Genomic DNA, 20,264 nt, shown 5'->3' on the forward strand with positions numbered 1-20,264 from the left:
CCTTTGGGGGAAACGAAATTCATACTATTAATCAGCAACGCCGTTTTCTGATGGGGAAGTAACGAGGTAATTTTTTTACCCTCTAAGTTTAGGAGAAGCTCATTATGGCAACTATCACCGGTCTCGATGGTATCGATTTAGGTAGTCTTTTCGGCAGTGGCGGCATCACTACCGTGAACACCAATGGCGGCAGCAATATCCTTAACACTGGTAGTGGTAACAAAACCATTAACGGCACTAGTGGCAACGATGTCCTTCTTTTTGGTAGTGGCAACGATAGCGTTAATGGCGGATTGGGCGACGATGTCATTAACGCCGGCGATGGCAACAATACCCTTAACGGTGGTAATGGCAACGATGTCCTTAGCGCTGGTAGTGGCAAAGATAGCCTCATTGGCGGTAGTGGTAACGATGTCATTAGCGGTGGTGGTGGCAACGATATCCTTAAGGGTGATGATGGCAACGATACCCTTAACGGCGGTACTGGCAACGATACCCTTATTGGCGGTAATGGCAATGACAGACTCGTTGGCGCTAGTGGGACTGATATTCTCACTGGGGGAGCAGGTAACGATATTTTCAAGTTCAACTTAGTTTCAGATAGTCCTGCTGGTTCTTCACGGGATGTTATCACTGACTTTGTTGGAAACGGAAAGTTGGCAGGTGATCAAATAGATCTATATACCATCGACGCCAACTCCACTATAGCGGGCAACCAAGCCTTCACTTTCATTGGCGCTAACGCATTCACTGCACCCGGTCAGCTCCGTTATTCAGGAGGTATTCTTCAAGCTAACACTGGTGGAAATCTGTCGCCTGAGTTTGAGGTTAAGCTTGCAGGAGCACCACAAGTAGTGGCAAGCGACATTATCCTTTAATTTAAGAGACCTGCCTTGAAAATAAGGCAGGAGGCAGAATTCTGATAATTGAACAGTCGCGGGGAGAGGTAAGTTAAACTTGCCTCTCCCTTTTATAGTGATTATTATGCAAATTGATTTCTAACTTAACAGCAATTTCTCATGCTCGATCGCGCCGCGTATACATGAGAAAATCAGGTAATACAATCGCAATACAAGCGATGATGCCAGGGAAGGAAAAAAGATGTCAGAGAATTTAAGAAGCCAAATTGTGACGCAAGGGGTGCAGCGATCGCCTAATCGAGCTATGCTGCGGGCAGTTGGTTTTAAAGATGAAGATTTCAATAAAGCTATTGTCGGTATTGCCAATGGCTACAGTACGATCACTCCCTGTAATATGGGGATAAATCAATTGGCACAAAGGGCAGAGGTTGGGATTAAAACCGCCGGGGCAATGCCGCAAGTGTTTGGCACGATTACCATTAGCGACGGGATTTCGATGGGAACTGAAGGGATGAAATATTCCCTAGTGTCGCGGGAAGTCATTGCCGATTCCATTGAAACCGCCTGTACTGGACAAAGTATGGATGGTGTGCTAGCGATTGGCGGTTGTGATAAGAATATGCCAGGGGCAATGCTGGCGATCGCGCGGATGAATATCCCGGCTATCTTTGTTTACGGTGGCACCATTAAACCCGGTCACTACAACGGACGCGATTTAACTGTTGTCAGTTCTTTTGAAGCTGTTGGTCAATACAGTGCGGGAAAAATTGACGAAAAGGAACTATTAGAAGTTGAAAGTCGGGCTTGTCCTGGCGCTGGTTCCTGTGGGGGAATGTTCACAGCCAACACCATGTCTTCAGCATTTGAAGCGCTGGGGATGAGTTTGCCCTATTCCTCAACAATGGCGGCAGAAGATGCCGAAAAAGCCGACAGCACGGAAAAATCAGCGTTTGTGTTAGTCGAAGCTATCCGCAAACAAATCTTGCCCCGGCAAATTATCACCCGCAAATCTATAGAGAATGCCATTTCTGTGATTATGGCGGTAGGTGGTTCGACGAATGCAGTATTGCATTTCTTAGCGATCGCCCGCGCCGCTGATGTAGAGTTAACCCTGGATGACTTTGAAACTATCCGTGCCCGTGTTCCTGTTTTGTGTGATTTAAAACCAAGTGGTAAATATGTAGCTACAGATTTGCACAAAGCTGGTGGCATTCCGCAAGTAATGAAAATGCTACTTGTGCATGATTTATTACACGCTGATAGCCTCACCATCAGCGGTCAAACAATTGCAGAGATATTAGCAGATATCCCAGAAGAACCATCCGCCAACCAAGATGTGATTCGGACTTGGAATAACCCGATGTATCCCCAAGGACATTTAGCTATTCTTAGAGGTAATCTGGCAACGGAAGGGGCTGTCGCCAAAATTACCGGCGTGAAAAAACCAGTAATTACCGGTCCCGCACGGGTGTTTGAATCGGAAGAAGCCTGTTTAAATGCAATTTTGGCCGGGAAGATTCAAGCTGGTGATATTCTAGTCATCCGCTACGAAGGGCCGAAGGGCGGCCCTGGAATGCGAGAAATGTTGGCTCCCACCTCAGCAATTATCGGTGCTGGTTTAGGTGATGCTGTGGGATTAATTACCGATGGGCGCTTTTCTGGCGGTACTTACGGCATGGTGGTTGGTCATGTTGCTCCAGAAGCGGCAGTTGGTGGTGCGATCGCTCTTGTAGAAGAAGGCGATAGTATTACTATTGATGCACCTGCACGCCTCTTGCAGTTGAATATATCTGAAGAAGAATTGGCTCGTCGTCGTGCCAACTGGCAACCTCCCGCTCCGCGTTACACTAAAGGCGTATTGGCGAAATATGCCAAATTGGTATCTTCTAGCAGTATTGGTGCTGTGACAGACTTAGACTTGTTTTAATTAACCTGATCATGATGTGAACTACCTACACTGTACCATCAGGTCAGTGTAGGCCAACCAATTCATTCAAAGTGCGGAATACAGGATATAGCTGCGTACATGGATTATTGGAAGCTAGATGCTATGCGATCGCAGCTTATACTGCTACTTACCGCTTTTTCTTCATCTTTATCTTTGTGATGCCAGTAGCTTTTTTAACTCCTGTACCAGTGCAAGTGATGCTGGGTCTTAATGAAGTTTGCTGACTGATAGGTGCAGCAATATTGGCAGTGGGATTGTTTTTGTTTCCACCTGGTTTTGGCGATTTGCTTTGCTATTTTATACTAGTGCTTCGAGTTAGAGAGGAGCGGTACTCGTATTCCTAGTAATTTTACTTAAACTTTATGAGTTTTTATAAAAATCTTGAAGAAGTTTCAGGAAATTTACATAGCAGCTATGATGTCAATAGAGAAATCACGGAAATATAGTTGACAGTCAACTGCTTAAAACCGAAAAGGGTACAAAATGAGTTTTGAATCTAACGTCAAACTGACGATCGCTCTTTCTAATCCAGACTTAGATGCAGAAGAGCAAGAACGGGAAACGCGAAATCTGCTGCGAGAAATCAAAGATTTAGATGTGGAAAGTGCTGAACTCGTAGTAGTTACAGAAATACCCAAAGAAGCCAAGTCTGTTGGCGGTTTTCTGGTGGGAGTGTTGCAGACAGAGGTGAGCCTTGCCAATTTTAAGAAATTGTTGGGATTTTTGGGCGATCGCTTGGGTAACAAAACCATTGAATTGGAAGTCGAAGCTAACGGCAAAAAACTCAAAGTTAAAGCTAGCAGTCAGAAAGAATTAGCCGCGGCCATTGAACAAGCTCAAAAGTTTGTCACAGGTAACTAAGAAATTCCACCAGTAAGGAAGAATAAAGAGATGGCGAAAGTAGCACTGCTAATAGGAGTCAGTGAGTATGAACCTGGTCTTACTCCATTGCCTGCGGCGGCAAAAGATGTGGAGGCAATGCAGCGAGTTTTGTTGCACCCAGAGATTGGCGGTTTTGATGAGGTAACACTGCTGATAAATCCTCAACGGCATAAGATGGAGGAAGCCATAGAAACTTTGTTTGACAATCGTCAAAAAGATGACCTCGTGCTGTTATTTTTCTCTGGTCATGGCATTAAAGATGAGAGTGGTAAGCTTTACTTCGCTACCCGCAACACTAGCAAAACATTACTTAAGTCCACAACAGTTCCAGCTAACTTTGTGCATGACGTTATGAGCAATAGCCGCTCTAAACGCGAGGTAGTCATTCTTGATTGTTGCTTTAGTGGTGCTTTTGCCGAGGGTATGCTAGCAAGAGATGATGGTTTTGTGGATGTCAAGAACCAATTGGGTGGAGAAGGACGGGCTGTTCTTACATCTTCGACTTCAACCCAATATTCTTTTGAACAGCAAGGAGCAGATACTTCAACTTACACCCGTTACATAGTTGAGGGTCTGGAGACTGGTGTAGCAGATCAGGATGAAGATGGTTGGATTTCTGTTGATGAATTGCATGAATATGCTGCCAAGAAGGTGCAAGAAAGTACGCCAGCGATGAAACCGGAGATTTATCCTATCAGAGGAGGCCACAAAATTAAACTTGCGAAAGCACCAAGCAATGATCCCATGCTTACATATCGTCGAGAAGTTGAGTTTTGGGTGGAGGCGGGTAACGGTGAAATTTATGTTGCTGGTCGCACTGCATTGGATGCATTACAAGAGACGCTGCAACTTTCACATGAACACGCTGCTGCAATTGAAACTCAGGTTTTAGCACCTATCGAAAACAAAAAGATAAAATTGCAGCGATATGAGCTAGCGTTCAGTGACGAGATTAAAAAAGAGTTTCCTTTGAGCGATAGAACTCGCGCTAATTTGAAACGTGTTCAGCAAAACTTAGGACTTAGAGATGAAGATATAGCTTTAATCGAAGCTCCTATAATTATTGCCCATCTGGCACTTAGCCGTACGTCTCCGTCAGATGGCACGCATTCGGGTTCGGATCACGAAAATAGCAACTTGAAATACTGTATAGGAGCTTGTCTTATCGGAATAATTGGGTTATTACTTGGACGAAATTCAGTATATTTTTTTACGCATAAAAATGTATCTACACTTGCAGTAACATCTACCTGTACTAAAGAGACGTATAGCTTGAATGACAGAATTAGCTTGGGTGAAGAAATTCTATTAAAACAAGATACGAACCCAGATAAAGAAGCTGGAGTGCAAGCATTTTTCAATGGTGATTGTCCGCTTGCTATTGATAAGTTCAATTCATCCCGTCAAGCTAATCCTACAGACCCAGAAACATTGATTTACTTGAATAACGCTAAGGCTCGTCAGCAAGCAGAACACGTTAAAATTGCTGTGAGCGTACCCATTGGTACAAACCCAAATGTAGCAAAAGAGATATTACGCGGTGTGGCTCAAGCTCAAGATGAAGTGAATAACAGTGGTGATATTAATCGCAAAGCTTTAGAGGTAGCGATCGCTAATGATGATAATGATCCAAGTGAAGCTGTACAGCTTGCCAGTCGTTTTGTCAAAGATGCCAGCATCTTTGCCGTCGTAGGACATAATTCTAGTAATGCTTCCATCTCCGCAGCCCCAGTGTATCAAAAAGGTGGGTTAGTGATGATATCTCCCACCAGTTATGCCCAAAATCTTACCAGTATTGGCAATTATATCTTCCGCACTGCTCCTAGTGTTAAATCCATAGCAGATAGCGTTTCTAATTACGCTATTACAAGAGCGGGCAAAACCAATTTTCTTATCTGTGTTGATTACCAAGGGATGGATAATCAATCGTTTAACAATGAGTTTGTTAAAGCGATAAAGGCTGCTGGCGGTCAGATTAATTCTACAGAGTGCGATATTTCTGCCCGTGACTTTAACCCTAGTGCTGTCATTTCTCAAGCTGTACGTAGCGGTGCTAATGCCTTGGTGTTAGGTCTTTATGTAGACAAAATAAAGCAAGGTCTAGCGGTGGTACAATCTAATCAAGGGGAGTTGACTGTATTTGGTAGTCCTACACTTTTCACTGACGAAACCTTAAAGGAGGGCAGAGGTATCAACGGACTGATAATCTCTGCACCTTGGTATCCAGCAGCATTTCCTAATAACATCTTTCCGCAAAAAGCCCAAAAACTTTGGGGTGCAACTGTGAATTGGCGAACAGCTACGGCTTATGATGCAACTTTGGCGATCATCGCAGGTTTACAACGAACCAACAAACGCGATGAATTGCAAAAGGTGCTGCACAGTCCAGATTTTTCAGTCGATGGTGCAACGGAAAAGATTCAGTTTTTAGCATCAGGCGATCGCAAAAACAATCCCATTTTCTTAGTCAAAATTCAACAAAAACCTGGCACTGATAAATATGAGTTTGTGCCGATTAAACCTTAATTTTGCAGCTTTACTTAATAGCGATGCCTACGGCGGTAAACTACGCACTGACTCATTCTGATATTTAAAAATAGCGATCGCATCCCATATTTAACTTATAGCAACTCGATAAATTCATCAACACTCAGCCCAACCTGTCTAATAATTGCTCGTAAAGTTCTTTTATCTAATTCTTGATGATTGGGAACAACGACTTCAGCAAATGGCTCATGCCGACGTACAATAATATGGCTTTCACGTTGTCGTAAAATATAAAAACCAGCCTTTCCCAAAGCTTTAATGCACTCTTGACCAGAAACGAGCGGTAACTTCCTTATACATCGACCAAAACAGTTTCCAGATGATCTTCTGGAATAGGCCGACCTTCTTCTTTTAAAACCTCAATATATAGTTCTATAGCTTCCTTGATGTTGGCAACAACTTCTTCTTTGGTCTTCCCTTGGCTGATACAAGCAGGTAAACTAGGACATTCAGCTACCCAGTAAGCATCTTCTCCTGGATAAATAATTACTTGCCGTTTCATCTATTACTCCTACAAAATAAGTCTTAGAGGATGTTTGAAAAGTCTCCGGTTGTATCCCCTCGATTATCGGGGGAAACCTTCTCAAAGTCCTCCTTTTTAAGGAGGATTTAGGAGGATCTAAAATCTAGTCACGAATGTGCGGTTTGCAGAAATCAAAAAAGCTAAAATATCTCACAACATATCTGGATTTTCCCCTAGTTCTCTTAATCTAGCCGCTAAACGAGCCGCCTGTGCAACTGCGGCTTCCTCTCTTGCAGCAGCAACTTCTGCTAGTGCAACCGCTGCATCCGCTTGTGCAATTGCGGCTTCTTCTGGTAACAAAACCAAATTTCCAGCCACATCGTAAAACCGCAACCATACTGCTGTTTCTCTGTCTATTGTTCCCTCACTCGTCCCCAACCAGAAACTTAAACGCTTACACCATAGCCACCCACGCTCATTTGGTGTCAAAGGCTGATATTGCTGATTATCATCTAAATGCCACCCCTGCAAAGAATTAGGGTCAAAAGGATCATAGACAAAATAATCTGAGGTGCGAAAAGTTTGTTCGTAAAGGTTTTTCTTAATACCTTTGTCTATTGCTGCGGTAGATGGTGACATTAATTCTACGATTACATCAGGATAACGACCATTTTCTTCCCAGACTACCCAACCTTGTCTTGAGTTATTACCGTCAACATTCAGCACCGCAAAGAAATCTGGGCCTCGGAAATCACGGTTACGAACTTGGGTGCTGCTGTAATAAATAAACATATTGCCCCCAGTGAAGAAATCATTGCGATCAGCCCAAGCTTGTTGCAATGACCGAATCAGGACATTCATAGCAATCCGGTGGCGATTTGATTCCAAGGGTTCACCATCATCAAAAATTAAATCTGTAGGGGGCATGGGGGGTTCCCAGTCCACAATGGCTGCTGGATTTTTCTCAGTAGTCATGAGCGATCGCCTTTCTCAGAAAGCCTTAGATTTCTATCATAATCTGCTGAGAGCTTGTTGAATTAAGGCGTACAGATTACAAATGGTTATAAATTATTCTTCACACAATCTCGAAAATTACGCATAGCTTGACTTCTCCCAATTGTTAAACACTGCTGAACATACTCATTGACTAATTCAACAATTGGAATATTAGAAAAATTAGGACTATATTCAGATTTTATATATTTTCCCTTTAACAAATAAATTTCTAACCCTTGTTGTGTATGTCGCCAAAGTTCAGGAACTCCCAAAATTTCATAATTTTCAAATCGATTCCGAGAAGTAATATCAATTTCGATTGCTAAATCTGGTGGTGGGTCTATATTTAAATCAATGCGATTTTTTCCAATGATAGCAGCTTGATTTTGAATATAAAAACTGGTATCTGGTTCTACTGCTTGCCGCATTCGCTCATTTTTAAGTGTTGTGGAACCAAAAGGTTCAAAATCAATTTGGAGTTTATCTAATAAAATTCTTACTAACTCACCAATATATTCTTTATCTTTTTCGTGTTCTGGTAGAGAAACCATAATTTCTAACCAGCCATGACTATAAGAAATACGTGCAGCACGCTTCTCTCCCATTTCTTCTAAAATATTTTCTAACTGCTGCCAACTAATATCTTGGAGTAACATTTGTTGACCAGGTTTAACGATGATTTGTTGCAGTTTTAAAAGCATATCACCTCAGAGAGTTGATGTAGTATTGATTGTGTATAAGAAAGTTAACTAATTAAACATAAAACGCTCTGGAGAAGATTCCCGACTTCTGTGAGAAGTCGGGAATCTGGGTATTATGTTTATTTCTACGCACTGACTTAGCAGATTGAATTTACGAATCAACTTTCTTAAAGCATATCGCCTTTGAGCATGAGTAGGGCGCAGCTTACAGTTATTGCAGCAATCATGTTTGCATCGGCAACGTAATCACAAACTCAGTCCCCTGTCCCATTACGGAATTTACATCGATCGCACCGCCATGTCCTTCCACCACAATTTGACGAGCGATCGCTAATCCCAATCCTGTGCCTTTTCCTACAGGCTTGGTGGTGAATAAATGGTCAAATACTCGTTGCTTCACCTCCAGTGACATCCCTACCCCATTGTCGGCAATCTTAATCAAAACATACTGACCTGAGTCTGCTACACAGGTTTGAATGGTGATGCAATTGGGGTTGGCTAGAATGGCTTCCAGACCTTGCTCTGTATTGTATTGTTCAAGTGCATCAATGGCATTTGCTAACAAGTTCATAAACACCTGATTAAGTTGTCCAGCAAAGCATTCCACTAGGGGTAGTTTGCCATAATTCTTGACCACCTCAATTGCCGGACGGTTTTCGTTAGCTTTTAAACGGTGTCTGAGAATCAGAATAGTGCTATCAATGCCTTCGTGAATATCAAAGGGAACTTTATAATCTTTATCTGCTCTGGAGAAGGTTCGCAGACTAATGCTGATACTGCGGATACGATTAACGCCCAGTTTCATCGAGTCCAGCAATTTAGGCAAATCTTCGCGTAAATAATTCAGGTCGATGGCATCAATTTCATCTTCAATGTCTGAGCCGGGATTGGGAAACTTCTGTTGATAAAGCTTAATTAGTCCAAACAAGTCTTTAATATAATCTTTGGCTGGTTCTAAGTTGCCGGCAATGAAGCCGACAGGATTGTTGATTTCATGGGCAACACCTGCCACTAGATTACCAAGGGCAGACATTTTTTCACCTTGCACTAATTGCAATTGCATCGTTTGGAGTTCTTGCAAAGCTTGTTCTAATTGTTGCTTTTGCTGTTGCAGCAATTGTTGTGCTTGCTGGCGTTCGGTGATGTCTTCAGATGTGCCAAGGATGCCAAAAACGTTTCCCTCTTTATCTTTTAGGGGAATTTTATTTGTATTCGACCAGATTTTTTTTCCGTCTGCTTTCTGCACGGTTTCGATAATATTGAGTTCAGCTTGTCCAGACTCCATAATGCGGCGATCGCACTCTACAAAAGAATCTGATTCCTCACGAGTCCAAGAAAATTCGTAATCTGTTTTACCGATTACATTTTCAAGCACTCCATTCTCATAAATTTGAGCAAATTTCTGGTTACAGCCTAAATAAACACTATTACGATCTTTCCAGAAAACAGACTGGGGGATATTGTCAATAATTAACCGCAAGAATTGTTCCGTCTGTCCCAGGTTTTTTAGAGTATCTTGTGCTTGTTGATAAAGTCGGGCGTTTTCCAGGCAGATTGCAGCTTGAATACATAACAGATTGAGAATTTCGACGCGATCGCTTGTAAACGCCCCAGTAGTAAGATTGTTTTCTAAATATAAAATCCCCAACAGTTTGCCTTGATACAGAATCGGCGTACACAGCAAGCTTTTGGGTTGCTGACGAATTATGTAGGGGTCGGCTATCAGCACTGAATGCAGTGTTGTATCAAGGATGACGGTAGGTTGCAGGTTGCGTTTGACGGTGTAAATTAGGCTATGGGGAACGTCTGCGCTATCTTCCACAAAAATGGACTGTAGCACGGTTGATTGTTGCCCAACTTGAGCGATCGCCTCAACTACCAATCTACCTTCTTTGAGCAGTAGTAATGCACACTTATCTGCTCCAGCATTTTCGATCACCACTTGCAGTAGCTTCGTAAGTAATTTATCCAGTTCAATTTCACTGGAGAGAGTCTGAGAGGCTTTGAGAACTGTTGCTAAATCTAGCATTACTGATGCACTACTGCTAGATGTTACTGATTTATTAATGCTTGGGTGCAAGGTAGCAATGCTATCAATATTTGTGATCGTCTCATTGGGCGTGAGTGGCGAGCGCGTCTGTTGTAAGATGGGGGCTAACAGTTGTGGATAACGCTGTTCTAGGTCATCGACTTTGGCTTTAGCGCCCCAACGAGTGTAGCAATAGTAAGCATTAATCAAATACTCTTGGGCAATGCGTTCTTTGCCCCATTCTAAATAAAACTTGGCTGCGAGTTCGTTGGCAAGAGCTTCTTCGTTGACGTATTCGTTTTCTTTAGCTTTAGCAATGGCGCGATCGTATGACTCGATTGCATCCATATAATTGCCAGAAATTCTTGCCATTTCAGCAGATAATAATAGATATCGATGCAGAAAGTTTTTTGGGCAATTATTCGCCCAGATTTTCTGGGTTTGTTGATGCTCTTGAATAATTTCCCAATACTGCTTTTTCTTCTCTAATGTCGCATTGGGATATAGGGCTACCAAACTGAGTGGATAATAGAAATGATACTGAATAATTGGAAAGAAACCAGAGTTACAGCCAAGGGTTTTCTCAGCTTCTTCTGCTGCTTTAACGGCATCTGCATAGCGACCATAAAGGTACGACAATTGGATTTTGAGAAAGCAGTACCAATTAATTCCATGCTCAAAGTTATTTTTCTGTCTCCAAACTTCTATATAGGGAATATCTTCGCCATTGCGATCATCTAATAAATCGGTGTTTTTAGATATACCTTGTAAATTTAGTAAAAACTGCCGCTGTAAAGTAAATGCATACAGCATATTGACATCATTCACCTGCTGCACGTAGCTCAGATATTTCTCCGTTTCCGTATAGACATCTGAGAGGCGATCGCCCTTAATTAACATCGCCCAAATCAGAAACGAAACCGCCCAAACACCAAACACCAAATTTCCAGTTTCTTGACTTACTTGGAATGATTGTTGAGAAATTTGCAAATTCGTTTTTAAATGCTGATTATAGGGATTTATCGTATGTGCAAAGATATTATTAGTCTTAGGGATAAATTCACTGCTATTAAAGTGGTGATCGAGTTTTAGTGCTAATGTACCGAACTCATATGCAGTTTGATAACTACCTTGATTTGCCAGACTCATTCCATACAGACAGTAAGCAAAACCAGAGCTTTCTGAATTGCCATACTTCAACGATAAACTAATCATTAATAGAGGAATCAAGCAAGTAAGGTTTTGATCTCCTCCCATATAAGCTGCTGCCCAAAGGTCGGCTAAAAGACCCATGCAGACTTTCTTATGTGGATCTATCATCTCAGGCAGATCGAAAAAATCTGCTGGGCGAATTTCTGCAAGTTTAGCTTTTAATTCTTTAAGTTCAGTTTCGATAGCAGTTTGCTGTTCTTCATAAGTGACTGGCAGATGCATCCCCATGATGCTCAAACCTTTCAGCCCAGCTTCAAAGCCAGCTTCAATATTTTCACCCTGAGTCATTTTCAGGTACATCTGAATTCTATAAATATCTGCCTGTTGAAACTTATCTTTACTATGATTTAATGCAAAATTAAATAATCTCTCTGCTTGCTCAAAATTGCCAGTTAAATATTCGCACTCCGCAGATTCTCGATATAATGTGAATGTGAGTTTATAGTTACTTTCCCAGCTTTGCTCTATTAGCAATTCTCTACCTAATGTGAAATATTTAACGGCTGATCTATAAGCAGTAGAAGCTTTGGCTTTTTTACCAGCAATTAAATTTAGTTGAGCAAGTTCAATTTTTTGGGATTGTTCATTAATTATGTCAATTCCCTCATTTAACTGATTAACAATATCAAAAATGCTGGTTTCAAGTGCTGACGGCGATGTATTGTTTAAGAGTAATTGCCCAATTTTTAGATGAGTAGCTTTTCTTTGAGATTCAGGAATCAGGGAATAGGCAGCTTGCTGAACACGGTCATGGAGGAATCGGTAACTTGACAGTTGACCAGAAGTATCTGCTTGAGCAAGAGCAATAGTTATATTATTACTTTCCTGATGATAGAACTTGTAGACTTCATTGGTAGGAATAATCAACCCATCTTGTACAGCTTTCCAAAAATCTGCGGCTGTTTCCCCGTAGGATTTTTCATAGACGATCGCTAATGTCGCTAAATCAAATTGGTTTCCCACACAAGCCGCTAATTTCAAAACTTCTTGAGTTTCTGTTGACAACTTTTGAAGTTGAAGTGCCATAAACTCTACTACATCATCGGTAAGAGCGAGCGATCGCACCTCAGCAATATCACATTCCCAATAACCACCCTCAAAATTAAATGTAATTAGTTGATCTTGATGTAGCGCTTTGAGAAACTGGGTACTGAAGAAAGGATTGCCTTTGGTTTTGCTCAATATTAACTCTGTTAACAGTGCGGCTAACGCTAAGGAGCAGCTCAATGTATCTGCAACCAAATGATTGATAGAAATCTGATCAAGGGGAGCTAAGGTAATCGTATTAACTGTAACGCCTAACTTCTGAATCTCTTCCAAAGTCAGCATCAGCGGATGTGCTAGGTTGACTTCGTTATCTCGATAAGCACCAATTAACAGTAGATAGCCGATGTCAGCTTCGCTCATTAACAAGTGGATTAACTTTAAAGAAGCAGAATCTGCCCATTGCAAATCATCAATAAAGATTACTAATGGATGTTCTGGTGCAGTGAAGACTTGAGTGAACTTCAAAAACAGCAAATTAAAGCGATTTTGGGCTGCACTCCCAGAGAGTTCCGGCGCAGGAGGCTGTTTACCAATCATCCTTTCCAGTTCTGGAATCACCTCAATCATCACTTGTCCGTTCTCACCCAAAGCAGAGAGAATTTTGTACTTCCACTGCTCAAATTGAGCGTCAGTTTCACTCAGCAGTTGCCCGATTAAGTCTCGAAAGGCTTGCACAAAGGCAGAGAAGGGGATGTTGCGCCCGAACTGGTCAAATTTACCTTTAATGAAGTAACCCCGTTGTCGCACAATTGGCTTGTGGACTTCGTTAACCACAGCAGTTTTGCCAATCCCAGAGAAGCCTGCTACCAACATAATTTCAGTGCTTCCCTGACTGACTCCCTCAAAAGCATCCAGTAAACTTTGAACTTCGGCTTGGCGACCGTAAAGTTTTTCTGGGATGATGAAGCGATCGCAAATATCCCGTTCACCTAATTTAAAGGATTTAATCGAGCCAATTTCCGGCAATTGAGACAAACATTTTTCTAAATCAAATTTCAGCCCTAATGCACTCTGATAGCGGTCTTCAGCATTTTTCGCCATCAACTTCATTACAATGTCATAAAGGACTTGGGGAATCTCCTTATTTTTGAATTGATCCGGTTGCTTGGCAATATGACAGTGAACCAACTCCATCGGATCATTAGACTGGAAGGGTAGCTGTCCGGTAAGCAGTTCAAAGAAGGTAACGCCGAGGGAGTAATAATCACTGCGATAGTCAATTGTGCGATTCATCCGCCCGGTTTGTTCCGGGGAAACGTAGGCGAGAGTCCCTTCTAAGACATTAGGACTGTGAATTTCGCGGGTTTCTTGAGGTAAAAGAGAGGCAATGCTAAAGTCAATCAACTTGACTTGCTTGGTTTGGGGATTAATCAGGATGTTGGCAGGCTTGATGTCTTTGTGGATAACCCGATAGCGATAGAGTCCGTCAAGAATATTGCTCAGAGCGATCGCAATATCTAAGAACTCTGTCAAAGTATATTGGTTGCTCTCCATTTTTTTATTCATCCAATCTCGGAGAGAAATGCCGCCAAAATCCTCCATCACCAAAGCATAGCTGTTGCGGTAAGGTTCCAAGCTGTAGGGACGCACAATACCAGGTAGGTCAATATTTTTGGCAATGGTGTACTGGTTGCGGAAGTGGAGCAGTTGGCTGAAGTTAGGATACTCTTGGTGGAGCAGTTTGATAATCACCGGAAGTTCATCAATCTCTCGAATTGCCCGGTAAACCAGGGTTCTAAAGCTTGTATAAAGTTGTTCACTAATTTGATAGCCTGGAATTTGGATGATCGGCTCAACTGCTGTATTCATTTGTATCAACTCTTCTTGAAGCTCAACTTATTATTAAAATAGGACTCACGTATTGGCATAAATAACTAAATATGGGTAGAGATTTTCAGGCATTCAAGTTTGATTTTTTCACTATTAGCCAGTGATGTCTACGGTTTTTGCTAGCCTAGCCTATTACTCGACCAACCCAAAAATGACGGGTGAAGGCAGGCAGGGGAAGCAGGGGGAGAAAAGAATTTGATTTTCTTACCATAAACCCCGCAAAGTTTCTCTGGTAGACTACTACGCTAGTGATCTAAAGATCGTGGACAATAGTCTGAAACAACCGAATCTGGTTAAACACATGAAAGTCATTTTGTCCAGCGCGTAAGTCCTATAAAAGTATTTTTCCCAACAGTTAGCTTTTTTTAACAGTCACTGAAGTTTTGCAACTCTTCCAGCTTGGAGTGGTAAAGTTACCACAAACGTTGTCTCCTCTTTTGGTATAGAATTGACTGCGATCGCGCCGAAATTCTGCCACTGATGCAGACATTGTTCCAAGTCGTGTTTAAGTCCCATTAAGTGGACTTGGGCTATTAGCGAATCGCACTTCGATTCGGAGGCAGGCTAGTTGCCTGATCGAAAATGCTGCAAGATTTCCGGTAAAATCAAGTTCTGAGGACTGTGGATTTGGGAGAAATTTGGGGTGCTTACACTTGGCGTTAACATTGATCACATCGCCACCATCCGGCAAGCACGGCGGACGGTAGAACCAGACCCCGTGGCGGCGGCAGTGCTGGCAGAATTAGGGGGTGCAGATGGGATTACGGTGCATCTGCGCGAAGATCGGCGGCATATCCAAGACAGGGATGTGCTACTGTTGCGGCAAACAGTGCGATCGCATCTTAACTTAGAAATGGCCGCTACAGATGAAATGCTAGCGATCGCTCTCGATATCAAACCAGATTACGTGACTTTAGTCCCCGAAAAGCGCGAAGAAGTCACAACAGAAGGCGGACTAGATATTATCGGTCAAATTGCTAGAATAGGTGAGATAGTTGATAAATTGCAAAGCGCTAGCATTCCAGTTAGTTTATTTATCGACGCCGAACCAACACAAATCGAAGCATCTGTCAAGGTGCAAGCGCAGTTTATTGAATTGCACACCGGACAATATGCTGAGGCTAAGGATGAAACAAATCGCCAGCGAGAACTAGCCATATTAGCGAAAGGGTGTGAACAAGCGATACAAGCTGGATTGCGAGTCAACGCTGGTCATGGACTTACCTACTGGAACGTCTATCCGGTGGCTGCGCTTCCAGGCATGGAAGAACTGAACATCGGTCATACCATCATCAGTCGGGCTGTATTAGTAGGTATAGAAAGGGCAGTCCGCGAGATGAAACAAGCGATAAGAGGTCATGGGGCATAGGGCAATTCAATTTTGGATTTTGGATTAAATTTCAATCTAAAATCCAAAATCTAAAATCTAAAATTCTTGCTCCCCACTCCCGTGTCTTAAAAGCTACGGTGTACACACAAGTCCTAAAAACCTAGCTTGATTAGGCTTGACTCGTTCCCATGCTCTGCATGAGGAATGCATTCATTGAGTCTCTGACTCAATATCTGACTGGAGGCAGCAGCCTCTAATCAACCATTCCCATGCTCTGCATGGGAACGAGAGAACAAGGAGAAATGAGAAATCGAGCTTTTTTCGACTTGTGTGTACACCGTAGGTCTTAAAAGAGGGGTTGTCACTGCGAAATCTAGAAATTGGGATCAAATCTTCAGCAAAAACTTCTATGAGCGCAACACAATCTAACGACCTGCCGCTTTGGGTACAGGATCGGGATCAGGTGATAGCAGAAAGCACTGGTGTCGAGTGGCGCTATCAGACACCGCCTGATTATTCCCGTTCAAAAGAGAATCTTGCCCAAGAAAGTATCTACAATCACCTTGAAGGTACACTGGAAGCGATCGTGCAAAACTTGGTGCGAACCTTAGAGATGGAGGTATCCTTCAAAGCTAACCCGCAAGAGTGGTTATCTATTGTGAATGACAAGTTTCGTGTGAGTAGCAATGGCGGAGTAGAATACACAGCAGCAGATTTATCAGCCCAAGGTACTTACAATTTATTTATGGCTGATTCAGAACATTACAAGGCTTCAGAAGAAACCTTTGAATCATCCGCAAAACTCTTCCAAACAACATTTCCCCAAGGATTTCCTTGGGAAGTGGTGGAAGTTTACTCAGGGCCACCAAATGTCACATTCAAATGGCGGCATTGGGGACATTTTAACGGAGAATACAAAGACCATGCACCGACTGGAGAGACAGTAGAAATTATCGGCATAAGCATTGCCAAAGTTACCGATGACTTGAAGGTTATTTCCTTAGAACACTACTTTGACAATAGTCTGTTCTTGGAAAAGCTAACATCTGGTGGCAAACACACAAAAGGTGAAAACCAGGGAAGTGCTTGTCCGTTCAGTTCTTGGTTCAAGAAATTCCAAAAAAGTTAGTTCGTAAGGGTACAGTGTTACATCTGTACCCTTAAATTATTCACATAGCAACCAAAGGATGAAAATGCAAACATACTATTACGTTTTGGCTAGTCAACGCTTTCTTCTCCAAGAAGAACCGATACACGAAGTTATCAAAGAACGCACTCGTCACTACCACGAACAAGAAAAACAAATAGATTTTTGGTTGGTTGAGCAACCAGCTTTCTTGGAAACACCGCAGTTTACAGAGCTAAAGGCGAAGTGTCCTCAACCAGCAGTAGCGATTATTTCCACTAATCCCCAATTTATTACTTGGTTAAAACTGCGTTTAGAGTACGTCATCACTGGAGAATTTCAAGCTCCTTCTGAAACAATACCGGACGCTTTGGCATCGCTTGCTACTGTTTCCTAATTTGGGCATTGGGTATTGGTTAGGGAAGAGGTTACAAGTGACAGGTAATAGAGAATAATCTATCCCTTGTAACCTGTACCCCATTCCCTTCTTAAGTCCCCAATCCTTAATCCCTAATTTTATTTAGGAATAAAAAAATATATTTTTTTACACTAATTTTATCCCCATACTGAAGTCGCTAGGTTTTCAGCTTTTTTCTTATAAAATCTTTTAAGACACCTTGATTTACATAATCTAACTTTTGTGCATAGATTTCAGACTTTACCAAGTGTTTTAGGATTAGCGATGTCTACGACGACCTTCGCTTACATAGGGTTGATTGGTGGCATGAGTTCTGTCTTTGCCCAACAAGCCATTCCCCTTTGTCAACCACCAAAGGCGGGTGAGTATCTTTTATTGGTAGTCAGTCCCACAGCAAATAATCAAAAGCAGTTGCGTAGTGCCTTACCACCTGAACTTAAGACCATCACCTGCAAATATCTCAACGAAACTGTGACGCGAGTCGGGGGCTTTAACAAAATTGATGATGCCAATCGCTGGGCGAGATATGTCAGCAATATTGTTGGCTTGTCTGCCATAATTACCACTCGACCAACAACGCCAGATGTGCAGGCACAGCAACAGCCACCTCAGCAGACAGTCAGCTATAATCCTCAAGCCTTAGGAGAGGGTTATGCAGTGCTGGTAGATTATTACAATCGTCCAGAACTAGTCACTAGTGTGCAGCAAGCAGTAGGAGGTAATGTAGGTTTTGTTTCTTATGGACAACGCCCTTACTTGTTGGCAGTTTATACCACTAACCAAACTGAAGCATACAACACATTGCAGAAGCTGAACAATGGCGGTTTTGTTGCCAGCATAGTAGATAGTCGTAAGGTGATTCTGCTGCGCTCAACTGTGCGGTTATAGTGATATTAAGTTTGCTGGCATACTGATGCGAACTACCAGGGTGGTAATTTGTCAACTGACCGAATTTTAGATTTTAAATTTTGGATTTTAAATTCAAAATTTAAAATTTAAAAAGGTTTAAATTGAACATATTTATTTGTGGAACAAATCCAAAATCCTCAGAGCTAGTGAATTTATTCGTGGGGTAAATCTAAAATCCAAAATCCAAAATTGGTTGACAAATTACCAGTTACCAATAATAAATAGACGCTAAAACAAAGATTCATTGCCGTAGCTTAATAAGCAGACCTAGATAACCAATAGATGGTTATACCCAAAGCTGACCCAGCTATTACCTGAACTGGTGTATGTCCGAGTAATTCCTTCAGACGGTCTTGGCTAAAGTCTGGTTTTTCATGAAATAATTCATCAATCATTTGATTAAGGATACGAGCTTGCTTACCAGCCGCTTGGCGAACTCCGGCTGCATCATACATGACGATGATGGCAAAAATCATCGCAACGGCAAAATCAGGAGATGCCCAACCCAGTGTTTGCCCTACACCAGCAGCTAAAGCTGTAACTAAAGCTGAATGGGCACTGGGCATACCTCCGGTTGTCACCAAAACACGCACATTCAGTTTGCGATGTTTGATGATCTCGATTACGAGCTTTAGTGCTTGAGCAATTAAACAAGCTACCAGAGCAACCAGCAGCACCCGGTTGTCTAAAATGTTGCCTATGTCCTGCATGGTATTTTGGTTAGGTTAGTAAATATTAGCAGCAGTTGTTGGTTGAGGAAACATTTAGATTCAACCCAAAATCGAAAATTAACCTAGTACATCACCGCGGAAACAGACCAATTATTCAAAATAGCCCAAAAGCTTACCTGATAAGCTTTTGGAATTTTGAATGAGTGAATTTTGAATTCCGCTGGGCGGTGTAGTACAGCATTGGATAAATAAACCACCCATTCCAAATCAATGAAACGCTTGCGGGATAAGAATTCCTAACTCCGCAAAGCGGTACTAGTTATTGCGGGTGGTAATAAAATGAGCGATCGCTTGGAGTGGTTTGGCTCTCTCTCCAAATGGTTCTAATTCCACACAAGCTGCTTTAACTAGCTCTTGGGCTTTTGAGCGAGATTCCTCAAGCCCCCAAAGGCTGGGATAGGTAACTTTCTTCGCTTTTTGGTCTTTACCAGCTGTTTTACCTAATTGCTCTTGAGTAGCAGTGATATCCAGAATATCATCGATGATTTGGAATGCTAGCCCAATATTTTGAGCATAACGGGTCAGTCGCTGCACATCTTCCGGTGATGCCCCAGTTATGATCCCGCCACAAACTACGCAAGCTTCCAAAAGAGCGGCTGTTTTGTGTTGATGAATGAAATTTAGCGTTTCTAAGGAAATATCTGATTTACCTTCCGACTCTAAATCGACAACTTGACCGCCAACCAAACCAGCTGCCCCTAGCGCCCGACCAAGACGGGCAATCACCTGCAAGACTTGCTCTCTCTTAACGCTTTGGGGGGTTTCAATGGCAACAAACTCAAAAGCGAGAGCCAACAAGCCATCCCCAGCTAAAATCGCCACATCTTCGCCATAGACTTTATGATTCGTCAGCTTCCCACGACGGTAATCGTCATTATCCATCGCTGGGAGGTCGTCATGAATCAATGACATTGTGTGGATCATCTCCACAGCACAAGCCGTTGGCATGGCCATTTCGATAGTTCCACCCATCATTTCACAGGTAGCAAGGCAAAGAATGGGACGTACACGCTTGCCTCCAGCTAATAACGAGTAGCGCATCGCCTCATAAATCTTTTCTGGATAAATGATGGGGATAGCCTGATCCAAAGCATTATCACAAAGCTTTTGTCGCTCTTTGAGATAGACTGCTAAGTTAAACGTGGCTTCCTCTGGTGGTGTCTTTTGAACGTTATCAGTTGCTACCATTCTTAAATTCCTGACATTTTGGGATTTTTGTCTTACACGTCACAATT

17 protein-coding genes are annotated in these 20,264 nt (G+C 42.3%); 9 read left to right on the forward strand and 8 right to left on the reverse strand.

The annotated features are described in order from the left end of the window. Positions 1-104 precede the first annotated feature (104 nt). From V7K30_RS14075 to V7K30_RS14095, 5 genes are all read left to right on the forward strand, one after another. On the forward strand, positions 105-878 hold the full coding sequence (locus V7K30_RS14075) for a calcium-binding protein (RefSeq protein WP_335000090.1): 774 nt from the start codon (positions 105-107) through the stop codon (positions 876-878). A 223-nt stretch (positions 879-1,101) separates the two neighbouring features. Continuing rightward, positions 1,102-2,787 carry a dihydroxy-acid dehydratase gene (ilvD, locus tag V7K30_RS14080; protein ID WP_335000091.1) on the forward strand — a complete coding sequence of 562 codons (1,686 nt, stop codon included), beginning with the start codon at positions 1,102-1,104 and terminating at the stop codon, positions 2,785-2,787. A 71-nt stretch (positions 2,788-2,858) separates the two neighbouring features. Next, on the forward strand, positions 2,859-3,032 hold the full coding sequence (locus V7K30_RS34240) for an ABC-2 family transporter protein (protein WP_442941063.1): 174 nt from the start codon (positions 2,859-2,861) through the stop codon (positions 3,030-3,032). Positions 3,033-3,291: 259 nt separating this feature from the next. Next, entirely contained in the window at positions 3,292-3,669 is a 378-nt protein-coding gene (locus V7K30_RS14090) for a hypothetical protein (protein WP_335000093.1), read from the forward strand. Between the two features lie 30 nt (positions 3,670-3,699). Further along, complete coding sequence (locus V7K30_RS14095; protein ID WP_335000095.1) at positions 3,700-6,216, forward strand: caspase, EACC1-associated type; 2,517 nt, start codon at positions 3,700-3,702, stop codon at positions 6,214-6,216. Positions 6,217-6,311: 95 nt separating this feature from the next. Here the strand turns inward: V7K30_RS14095 and V7K30_RS14100 are convergent, their stop codons facing one another. The 6 genes from V7K30_RS14100 to V7K30_RS14125 all read right to left on the reverse strand — a co-directional run bounded on the left by V7K30_RS14100 (position 6,312) and on the right by V7K30_RS14125 (position 15,031). Continuing rightward, positions 6,312-6,533, reverse strand: a complete 222-nt coding sequence (locus V7K30_RS14100) for a type II toxin-antitoxin system HicA family toxin (protein ID WP_335000201.1) — start codon at positions 6,531-6,533, stop codon at positions 6,312-6,314. Next, a complete protein-coding gene (locus tag V7K30_RS14105) occupies positions 6,530-6,739 on the reverse strand; it encodes a type II toxin-antitoxin system HicB family antitoxin (protein WP_335000097.1) in 210 nt (69 codons plus the stop codon). Before V7K30_RS14105 ends, V7K30_RS14100 begins: the two co-directional genes overlap by 4 nt. Positions 6,740-6,910: 171 nt before the next feature. Continuing rightward, on the reverse strand, positions 6,911-7,675 hold the full coding sequence (locus V7K30_RS14110) for a Uma2 family endonuclease (RefSeq protein ID WP_335000099.1): 765 nt from the start codon (positions 7,673-7,675) through the stop codon (positions 6,911-6,913). A gap of 86 nt (positions 7,676-7,761) precedes the next feature. After that, complete coding sequence (locus V7K30_RS14115; protein ID WP_335000101.1) at positions 7,762-8,397, reverse strand: Uma2 family endonuclease; 636 nt, start codon at positions 8,395-8,397, stop codon at positions 7,762-7,764. A 223-nt stretch (positions 8,398-8,620) separates the two neighbouring features. Further along, positions 8,621-14,494: a trifunctional serine/threonine-protein kinase/ATP-binding protein/sensor histidine kinase gene (locus V7K30_RS14120; RefSeq protein ID WP_335000103.1), complete on the reverse strand. Its 5,874-nt coding sequence runs from the start codon at positions 14,492-14,494 to the stop codon at positions 8,621-8,623. A 393-nt stretch (positions 14,495-14,887) separates the two neighbouring features. Continuing rightward, positions 14,888-15,031 (reverse strand): hypothetical protein, encoded by a 144-nt coding sequence (locus V7K30_RS14125; protein WP_335000105.1) that lies wholly within the window; start codon positions 15,029-15,031, stop codon positions 14,888-14,890. Positions 15,032-15,158: 127 nt separating this feature from the next. Here V7K30_RS14125 and V7K30_RS14130 point away from each other — a divergent pair, with 127 nt between their 5' ends. The 4 genes from V7K30_RS14130 (at position 15,159) to V7K30_RS14145 (ending at position 18,277) form a co-directional block, all read left to right on the forward strand. Next, entirely contained in the window at positions 15,159-15,884 is a 726-nt protein-coding gene (locus tag V7K30_RS14130; protein WP_335000107.1) for a pyridoxine 5'-phosphate synthase, read from the forward strand. 370 nt (positions 15,885-16,254) lie between these two features. Then, on the forward strand, positions 16,255-16,974 hold the full coding sequence (locus tag V7K30_RS14135; RefSeq protein WP_335000109.1) for a SnoaL-like polyketide cyclase: 720 nt from the start codon (positions 16,255-16,257) through the stop codon (positions 16,972-16,974). A gap of 64 nt (positions 16,975-17,038) precedes the next feature. Further along, a complete protein-coding gene (locus V7K30_RS14140; protein ID WP_300421040.1) occupies positions 17,039-17,368 on the forward strand; it encodes an MgPME-cyclase complex family protein in 330 nt (109 codons plus the stop codon). Positions 17,369-17,611: 243 nt separating this feature from the next. Continuing rightward, on the forward strand, positions 17,612-18,277 hold the full coding sequence (locus V7K30_RS14145) for a hypothetical protein (protein ID WP_335000111.1): 666 nt from the start codon (positions 17,612-17,614) through the stop codon (positions 18,275-18,277). 275 nt (positions 18,278-18,552) lie between these two features. Here the strand turns inward: V7K30_RS14145 and V7K30_RS14150 are convergent, their stop codons facing one another. Continuing rightward, the gene (locus V7K30_RS14150; protein WP_335000113.1) at positions 18,553-19,008 is read right to left on the reverse strand and encodes a divergent PAP2 family protein; all 456 of its coding nucleotides are present in this window, start codon (positions 19,006-19,008) and stop codon (positions 18,553-18,555) included. 276 nt (positions 19,009-19,284) lie between these two features. Further along, the gene (gene crtE / locus V7K30_RS14155; RefSeq protein WP_335000115.1) at positions 19,285-20,217 is read right to left on the reverse strand and encodes a geranylgeranyl diphosphate synthase CrtE; all 933 of its coding nucleotides are present in this window, start codon (positions 20,215-20,217) and stop codon (positions 19,285-19,287) included. Positions 20,218-20,264: the final 47 nt, after the last annotated feature.

Source organism: Nostoc sp., from assembly GCF_036917655.1.
Lineage (GTDB): Bacteria > Cyanobacteriota > Cyanobacteriia > Cyanobacteriales > Nostocaceae > Nostoc.

Bases quoted from the DNA above. Each gene is read 5' to 3' on its own strand.
- crtE (WP_335000115.1), bottom strand. From the start codon at position 20,217: ATGGTAGCAACTGATAACGTTCAAAAGACACCACCAGAGGAAGCCACG.
- V7K30_RS14105 (WP_335000097.1), bottom strand. From the start codon at position 6,739: ATGAAACGGCAAGTAATTATTTATCCAGGAGAAGATGCTTACTGGGTA.
- V7K30_RS14150 (WP_335000113.1), bottom strand. From the start codon at position 19,008: ATGCAGGACATAGGCAACATTTTAGACAACCGGGTGCTGCTGGTTGCT.
- V7K30_RS14135 (WP_335000109.1), top strand. From the start codon at position 16,255: ATGAGCGCAACACAATCTAACGACCTGCCGCTTTGGGTACAGGATCGG.
- V7K30_RS14110 (WP_335000099.1), bottom strand. From the start codon at position 7,675: ATGACTACTGAGAAAAATCCAGCAGCCATTGTGGACTGGGAACCCCCC.
- V7K30_RS14120 (WP_335000103.1), bottom strand. From the start codon at position 14,494: ATGAATACAGCAGTTGAGCCGATCATCCAAATTCCAGGCTATCAAATT.
- V7K30_RS14125 (WP_335000105.1), bottom strand. From the start codon at position 15,031: ATGGGACTTAAACACGACTTGGAACAATGTCTGCATCAGTGGCAGAAT.
- V7K30_RS14090 (WP_335000093.1), top strand. From the start codon at position 3,292: ATGAGTTTTGAATCTAACGTCAAACTGACGATCGCTCTTTCTAATCCA.
- V7K30_RS14140 (WP_300421040.1), top strand. From the start codon at position 17,039: ATGCAAACATACTATTACGTTTTGGCTAGTCAACGCTTTCTTCTCCAA.
- V7K30_RS14115 (WP_335000101.1), bottom strand. From the start codon at position 8,397: ATGCTTTTAAAACTGCAACAAATCATCGTTAAACCTGGTCAACAAATG.
- V7K30_RS14075 (WP_335000090.1), top strand. From the start codon at position 105: ATGGCAACTATCACCGGTCTCGATGGTATCGATTTAGGTAGTCTTTTC.
- ilvD (WP_335000091.1), top strand. From the start codon at position 1,102: ATGTCAGAGAATTTAAGAAGCCAAATTGTGACGCAAGGGGTGCAGCGA.
- V7K30_RS14095 (WP_335000095.1), top strand. From the start codon at position 3,700: ATGGCGAAAGTAGCACTGCTAATAGGAGTCAGTGAGTATGAACCTGGT.